6 protein-coding genes and 1 pseudogene are annotated in these 6,000 nt (G+C 64.9%); 1 reads left to right on the top strand and 6 read right to left on the bottom strand.

Annotated features, from left to right (window positions below):
* Positions 1–125 (top strand): annotated as a pseudogene (locus SAZ10_RS21075) (IS110 family transposase); the annotation flags it as partial.
* A gap of 147 nt (positions 126–272) precedes the next feature.
* Here SAZ10_RS21075 and SAZ10_RS21070 read toward each other — a convergent pair.
* From SAZ10_RS21070 to SAZ10_RS21045, 6 genes are all read right to left on the bottom strand, one after another.
* The gene (locus SAZ10_RS21070) at positions 273–1,016 is read right to left on the bottom strand and encodes a FadR/GntR family transcriptional regulator (RefSeq protein ID WP_318611325.1); all 744 of its coding nucleotides are present in this window, start codon (positions 1,014–1,016) and stop codon (positions 273–275) included.
* Between the two features lie 46 nt (positions 1,017–1,062).
* A complete protein-coding gene (locus SAZ10_RS21065; protein ID WP_318611324.1) occupies positions 1,063–2,076 on the bottom strand; it encodes an ABC transporter permease in 1,014 nt (337 codons plus the stop codon).
* Positions 2,073–3,599: a sugar ABC transporter ATP-binding protein gene (locus SAZ10_RS21060; RefSeq protein ID WP_318611323.1), complete on the bottom strand. Its 1,527-nt coding sequence runs from the start codon at positions 3,597–3,599 to the stop codon at positions 2,073–2,075. The genes SAZ10_RS21065 and SAZ10_RS21060 overlap by 4 nt, the downstream gene beginning before the upstream one ends.
* Before the next feature lie 71 nt (positions 3,600–3,670).
* On the bottom strand, positions 3,671–4,645 hold the full coding sequence (locus SAZ10_RS21055; RefSeq protein ID WP_318611322.1) for a substrate-binding domain-containing protein: 975 nt from the start codon (positions 4,643–4,645) through the stop codon (positions 3,671–3,673).
* A 29-nt stretch (positions 4,646–4,674) separates the two neighbouring features.
* On the bottom strand, positions 4,675–5,451 hold the full coding sequence (locus SAZ10_RS21050) for an SDR family oxidoreductase (protein WP_318611321.1): 777 nt from the start codon (positions 5,449–5,451) through the stop codon (positions 4,675–4,677).
* Between the two features lie 182 nt (positions 5,452–5,633).
* Positions 5,634–5,909, bottom strand: coding sequence for a hypothetical protein (locus tag SAZ10_RS21045; RefSeq protein ID WP_318611320.1), 276 nt, complete (start codon positions 5,907–5,909; stop codon positions 5,634–5,636).
* Positions 5,910–6,000 lie beyond the last annotated feature (91 nt).

The raw sequence follows: 6,000 nt of genomic DNA, 5'->3' as shown, positions 1-6,000 counted from the left end.
ATCAGCGGTTGCAGGCGGCAGGCAAAGAGAAGATGGTCATCCGCATCGCGCTCGCCCGCAAGCTGCTCGTCATCCTCAATGCAAAAGCACGCGATGCGCGCATCGAGTTCGCTAATGCAACTTGACAGCCCAGATAGTCGCTCATCGCCCTGCCAGGCACTTCTCCCCGTTTACGGGGAGAAGTGCCTGGCAGGGCGATGAGGGGCGGCGCCAGCGATCAAACCTAATAGCCGCCGGCAATCCCCTTCTCCGATCCCGACAATATCGAAGCTCTACGGACGCTTCTTCGCGGTGGCGTTCACGAGGTCGGCCGAGGCGATGTCGATCAGCGCGCCCATCCTCGACCTTGCCAGGTCCGGCTGGCGCAGCCTGATGGCCTCCAGCACCTCGCCATGGGCGTCGAGCGTCTCGGCATAGTTTCGGCTGACCGACGTGGTCAGCCGGAACGAATTCTCGAGCGCCTGGCCGATCAGGCTGGCGAGCCCGGCGAACACCGGATTGTGGCTGGCGCTGAGGATGCTGACGTGGAAGGCGCCGTCGGCCTCGGCGCAGGCGGCAAGGTCTTTGAGATCGGCGGCGCGCATGGCCAGATATCCGGCCTCGATACGCGCGAGGTCGCTGGCGGTGGCACGCCGGGCGGCGAGCTCGGCAGCCGCGGGCTCGATGGCGAGGCGCGCCTCGATCAGTCCGCGCACGAATTCCGGGTCGGGATCGATCGTGCTCATCCATGAAAGCACGTCTGTGTCGAGGCGGTTCCAGAGGCTGGAATCCTGGACAAGCGTGCCGGCGCGCTTGCGTGACACCACCAGCCCCTTGGCAGCGAGCATCTTGGTCGCCTCGCGCATCGCCGTGCGGCTGACCCCGAACTCGGCGCACAGCTGAAGCTCCGTAGGCAAGGCCGAATGCTGGGGATATTGGCCCGCCAGGATCCGGCGACCGAGCTCGGCGAGCACACGCTGGCTGACGAAGCGCGACGACATGTCTGGAGCACGATGAGTTCGGGCGGAGTCGTTCATCCTGTTATGGCCGCGTCCGCTCTTGTCATTCGGCTTGCTCGTTTCCTCAGGCTCGATTCAGTCGATACTCGGCAACCAGGACAGCCAATATGAGCAGCGCACCCTTGGCAAGAAGCTGGTAGAAGGTCGGCACCGCCGTCAGGATCATGCCGTTGTTGAGGACGCCGATGATGAGGACGCCCAGAAGAGCGCCGACGATCGTGCCGCGTCCGCCCTGCAGAGCGCAGCCGCCGAGCACCGCCGCCGTGATCGCCTCGAGCTCGAGGCCCTGCGAACCGGAGATCGGCTGGCCGGAGCCCGTGCGAGCCGCCAAGATGATGCCGCCTATTCCGGCCGCGACGCCGCTCATGACGTAGATCGCGACGCGGTAGCGGTTCACGTTGATGCCGGAGAAGCGGGCGACGACGGGATTGCCGCCGATCGCATAGACATTGCGGCCGGCGATCGATTGCGACAGGAAGATCTGGAAGAGGACGGCGGTCACGAACAGAATCCAGATCAGGAAAGGAAAGCCGAGCACCCTGCCGTTCCCCATGAAGCGGAAGGTCTCGTCGAATATCGAGATCGACTGCCCGTCCGAGAGGATGAAGGCAACGCCACGGAAGATTGCCATGGTACCGAGCGTCGCGATCACGGCATTTACTCTGCCATAGGTGATGATGATGCCGTTGACCAGGCCGCAGGCCGCTCCAATCAGCAGGCCGGCAACGACACCAAGCAACGCCGATCCCGTGGCCTGCACAACCAGGGCGGTCGCCACCGTCGCAAAGCCGACGGTCGAGCCCACCGAGACGTCGAGCCCGCCCGCGACGATCACCACGGTCTGGCTCATGGCGAGCACGCCGAGGATGGTGACGGCAAGCCCGATGTTCAGGATGTTGCGCGAGGAGAAGAATACGTCGCCGCGCAGATAGCCGAAGATGGCGCACAGCACGATCAGTGCGAAGATCAGGCTGATGTTGTGAACGCCGATACGGTCGGCCGCGCGTTGCACCGATGACCGCTTGTTGGGCGCCTCCGATGCCTTGCTGCCGGGGTGTGCGTGTTCGCTGATCGTCATGTCCTTACCTCGCGCTGGGCTCGCGCCGACTGCGGCATGCTGAGCGCCAAAATCGATTGCTCGTCGGCGTCGGCGCCGAGCTCTCCGGTGATGCGTCCCTCGGCCATCACCAGCACCCGGTCGGCAAGCCCGATCAGTTCCGGCATCTCGGAGGAAATCAGCAGGACGCCCATGCCGCCGGCGGCCAATTCGGCGATGAGCTGGTAGATCTCCGCCTTGGCGCCGATGTCGATGCCGCGCGTCGGCTCGTCGAGAATGATGACCTTGAGCTGCCTTGCGAGCCAGCGCGCCAGCACGACCTTCTGCTGGTTGCCGCCGGAGAGCTTCGACACGAGCTGGTCGAGGCTCGGCGTGCGTATGGACAGCTTGCCGGCAAGCGGGCTCACCGTGGCGATCGCTTTGCGCCGGTCGAACAGCCCTGCGGTCGAGATCCGCTCTGGCACGCAGAGCGTGGCATTGTCGAGGATCGAACGCGCGAGCAGCAGCGCCTCGGATTTCCGGTCCTCCGGGGCAAGTCCGATGCCCGCCGCGATGGAAGCGGCGACGTCATTGGGCGGCAACCGCTTTCCATCGACGACGATTTCTCCGGCGAGCCGCCTGTCGTAGCCTACGATGGCGCGGGCGAGCTCCGACCGGCCGGCTCCCATCAGGCCGCCGATACCGAGCACCTCGCCGCGGTGCAGCGTCAGGCTGACATCGTGCACGGCCTCGGAGCTCAGGCCGGAGACCGTGAGTATGGCGTTGGTCTTCGCCGCCTTCTGGCGGCGGAAAAGATCCCTGAGCTCGCGCCCAACCATCAGTTGCGAGATCGCCCGCTCGGTCAATCCGGCTGCAGCCTGGTCGGCGACCAGCCGGCCGTCGCGCAGCACCGCGACGCGATCGGCGAGATCGATGATCTCGTTGAGGCGATGCGAGATATAGACGATCGACACGCCATCGGCCTTGAGGTGGCGGATGATCCGGTAGAGATGGCGGGCCTCCTCGTCGGTGAGCGAGGATGTCGGCTCGTCGAACGCAATCAGCCGCCCGCCGGCGCGAACCGCTCGCATGATCTCGATCATCTGCCGCTGAGCCGGGCCGAGACGAGCGCAGAGATCGCGCGCACGCAATTCGTTCTGCATGCCGAACCTGGCAAGGACGGCGCGCGTCTGTTCTTCCAGCCTCGGCCAGTCGAGCAGGATGCCGAGCCGGCGCGGCATCGCCCCGACGAAGATGTTCTCCGCGACCGTCAGGTCCGGCACGATGTCCGGCTCCTGGTGGATCACCCTTATGCCGGCGGCATGCGCTTCCTTCGGCTCGCGGAAATTCAGCGGTACCCCGTCGATCGCGATCTCGCCGCGATCCGGCATATGCGCGCCTTCGAGTAGCCGCATCAGGGTCGATTTGCCGGCGCCGTTCTCGCCGACCAGCCCGAGGACCTCCCCTGCCCGGAAGCCGAGAGAGACGTCGCTCAGCGCCTGCACGACGCCGAACGCCTTGGACAGGCGCTCGACCCTGACGATTTCCGTGCCGTTCGATGTCATGCTGGCTTCCGAAATCCCGATGCTTCCTGACGCCGCCCCCGGTTGGGGTCGGCGTCAGGATCACTGGATGCTCACTTGCAGAGCTTGGGCTTGTAGTCGCCGAAGTTCGCGGCCGTGATCAGCTCCGGATCGCTGTAGGTCTTTTCCGGCAGCGGCGTGCCGTCCTTGATGGACTTGAGCAGCAGCTCGACCGCGATGCGCCCATGATTGGCGGAGTTCAGCCACATCGTGCCCCGGAAGGCGGTCGGTTTGCCGCTGCCGAACGCGTCGCAAGCGCGGCTGCCGTCGATGCCGATGCCCATGCCCTGGTCGGCCGTGTAGCCGGAATTCTCCAGCGCACGCGCAGCACCCAGCACGCCGTCATCGTTGCAGGAGTAGAAGATCCAGTTAGTGACCTGCGGATTTGCGGTGAGCGTGGTCGTCATCACGTCGATCGAGTTGACCATCGTGTTGTCGTAGGCAACGCGGAGGATCTTGCTCTTGTCGAAGTCCGGCACCGCGGCGAGGAAGCCCTCTTCGGCGCCCTTGTTGCGCTGCATGCAGGTGTCGGCCTTGCGGTCCTCGATCGAGGCGATGCGCACCTCCTTGCCTGCCCAGTTTTCGGACTTGTAAAGCTTGGCGAGCTCGGTGCCGACCTGCTTGCCGATATTGTAGGCGTTGAGCCCAACATAGGGCACCGGCGAGCCGTCCTTGTAGTAAATGTCGTCATCGACCGCGATCAGCGGGATACCGGCATCCTTGGCCTTCTGGGCAACAACCGGGCCAAGCCCCTTGTCCGGCACGACGATGGCGATGCCTTTCACCCCGTCGCCGATCATGGTGTCGAGCGTCGTCACGGTCAGGTCGGCATTGAACTGCACGTCCTGCGAGACGAATGTGGCGCCGCCTGCCTCAGCCGCCTTCTTGGCGCCGGCGACCTCGGCGACGAACCAGGGGTGATCCCCCATCTTGTTGATGTAGCCGATCTTGGTGTCGGCAGCGAATGCGTGGGAACACAGAACCAGACCGGCGCCCAGCGCCAGCGAAGTTAGCCCTGACAGTTTCATTGAAAGTCTCCTCCTGCTTTTTGTGACCGCTAGTCGTGGTAGAGCGCCGATCTGCCTCCATCGATGACGACCGTCTCGGCGTTGATGAACGGCGCTTCGTCGGAAGCGAGGAACAGCGCCGTATGGGCGACCTCTTCGGGCCGGCCAATTCGTTTGGGAGGATGGATGTTCTCGGCGCGGGCACGCTCGGCGGCCGGATCGGGGAACGTCGCCCAATAGGCCTCGGCGATCGGCGTATCGATGTAGCCCGGCGCGATCGCGTTCACCCGGATGCCGCGCGCCGCATATTCGATCGCCAGCGCCCGCGTCAGGCCAACCAGCGCATGCTTGGCCACGGGATAGGGGAAACAGTGCGGGATGATCTTGAAGGAGTGGCCGCTGGCGATGTTGACGATCGCGCCCGCCCGCTGCTCGAGCATCGCCGGCAGGACCGCGCGCGAGCAGGTCCAGGCAGCCTCGAGGTCGAGGTCCATGCACCGCTTCCACGCCTCCTCCGGCATGTCCAGCGGCTCGTAGAAGACGTTTGCTCCGGCATTATTGACGAGGATGTCGATGCCGCCCGCCTCAGCCCGCGCCGTCTCGACGAGACGGGTGACCTGAGCCTTGTCGGTCACGTCGGTTTCGACGAAGAGGGCGCGCCCGCCAGCCCGGACGATGGCGTCGACCACGGCCCGGCCGGTCGCCGGGTTGAGCTCGCCGATGACGACGGTGGCGCCGTGCCTGGCGAACAGCCGGGCGATCGCTTCACCGATACCCTGCCCCGCGCCGGTGACGATGGCGCGCTTTCCTTCCAACCTTCCGCTCATGATCCTCATCGGTCCACAACTGTACCATCTGGCATTACTGCGCCGCGCGCATGCAGGATGTCGGGCTCAAGTGGACTCGCATCGATCACGGCCTCGTCGAGCTCTATGCCGAGGCCTGGCTTCATCGGCTTTTCCCAGCGCCCAGGCACCTGGGCGATCGGCCAGCGCACGACGCCACCGTATCACGGCGCCGCTCCGGACAGTTCCTCCTGTATGATCACATTGCAGGTCGAGCTGCCGAAATGCAGCGCCGCCACGCCGGCGATCGGCCCAAGCGGGTTGCCGGCGCGAGCCCGATGCCGGCTGTCTCGGCCATGGCGGCTATCTTCTTGGAGTCCCCAAGCCCTCCGGTGTGGCAGATGTCGGGCTTGGCCATGTTCGTCGGCCTCGACATGCACGAACATCCAGTTGTGCATCTCGGTATCGCACACTCGGGCAGCGACCGGCGTGATCCGCAACTGCTCCTCCCACAATCGCTCCTTATGTCATACATATTTTATGAAAGATCCTATGTCAAACACCAAGGAATCCCGACACGACAGGTCGCCT

Source organism: Mesorhizobium sp. BAC0120 (assembly GCF_033542235.1).
In the GTDB taxonomy this organism is placed as follows: Bacteria; Pseudomonadota; Alphaproteobacteria; order Rhizobiales; family Rhizobiaceae; genus JAWRCU01.
The sequence above is the reverse complement of the archived record's forward strand: the minus strand, read 5'-3'. Positions and strand labels throughout refer to the sequence as shown.

Coding starts and splice junctions, on each gene's coding strand:
- SAZ10_RS21070 (WP_318611325.1), bottom strand. CDS start 1,016: ATGAACGACTCCGCCCGAACTCATCGTGCTCCAGACATGTCGTCGCGC.
- SAZ10_RS21065 (WP_318611324.1), bottom strand. CDS start 2,076: ATGACGATCAGCGAACACGCACACCCCGGCAGCAAGGCATCGGAGGCG.
- SAZ10_RS21060 (WP_318611323.1), bottom strand. CDS start 3,599: ATGACATCGAACGGCACGGAAATCGTCAGGGTCGAGCGCCTGTCCAAG.
- SAZ10_RS21055 (WP_318611322.1), bottom strand. CDS start 4,645: ATGAAACTGTCAGGGCTAACTTCGCTGGCGCTGGGCGCCGGTCTGGTT.
- SAZ10_RS21050 (WP_318611321.1), bottom strand. CDS start 5,451: ATGAGCGGAAGGTTGGAAGGAAAGCGCGCCATCGTCACCGGCGCGGGG.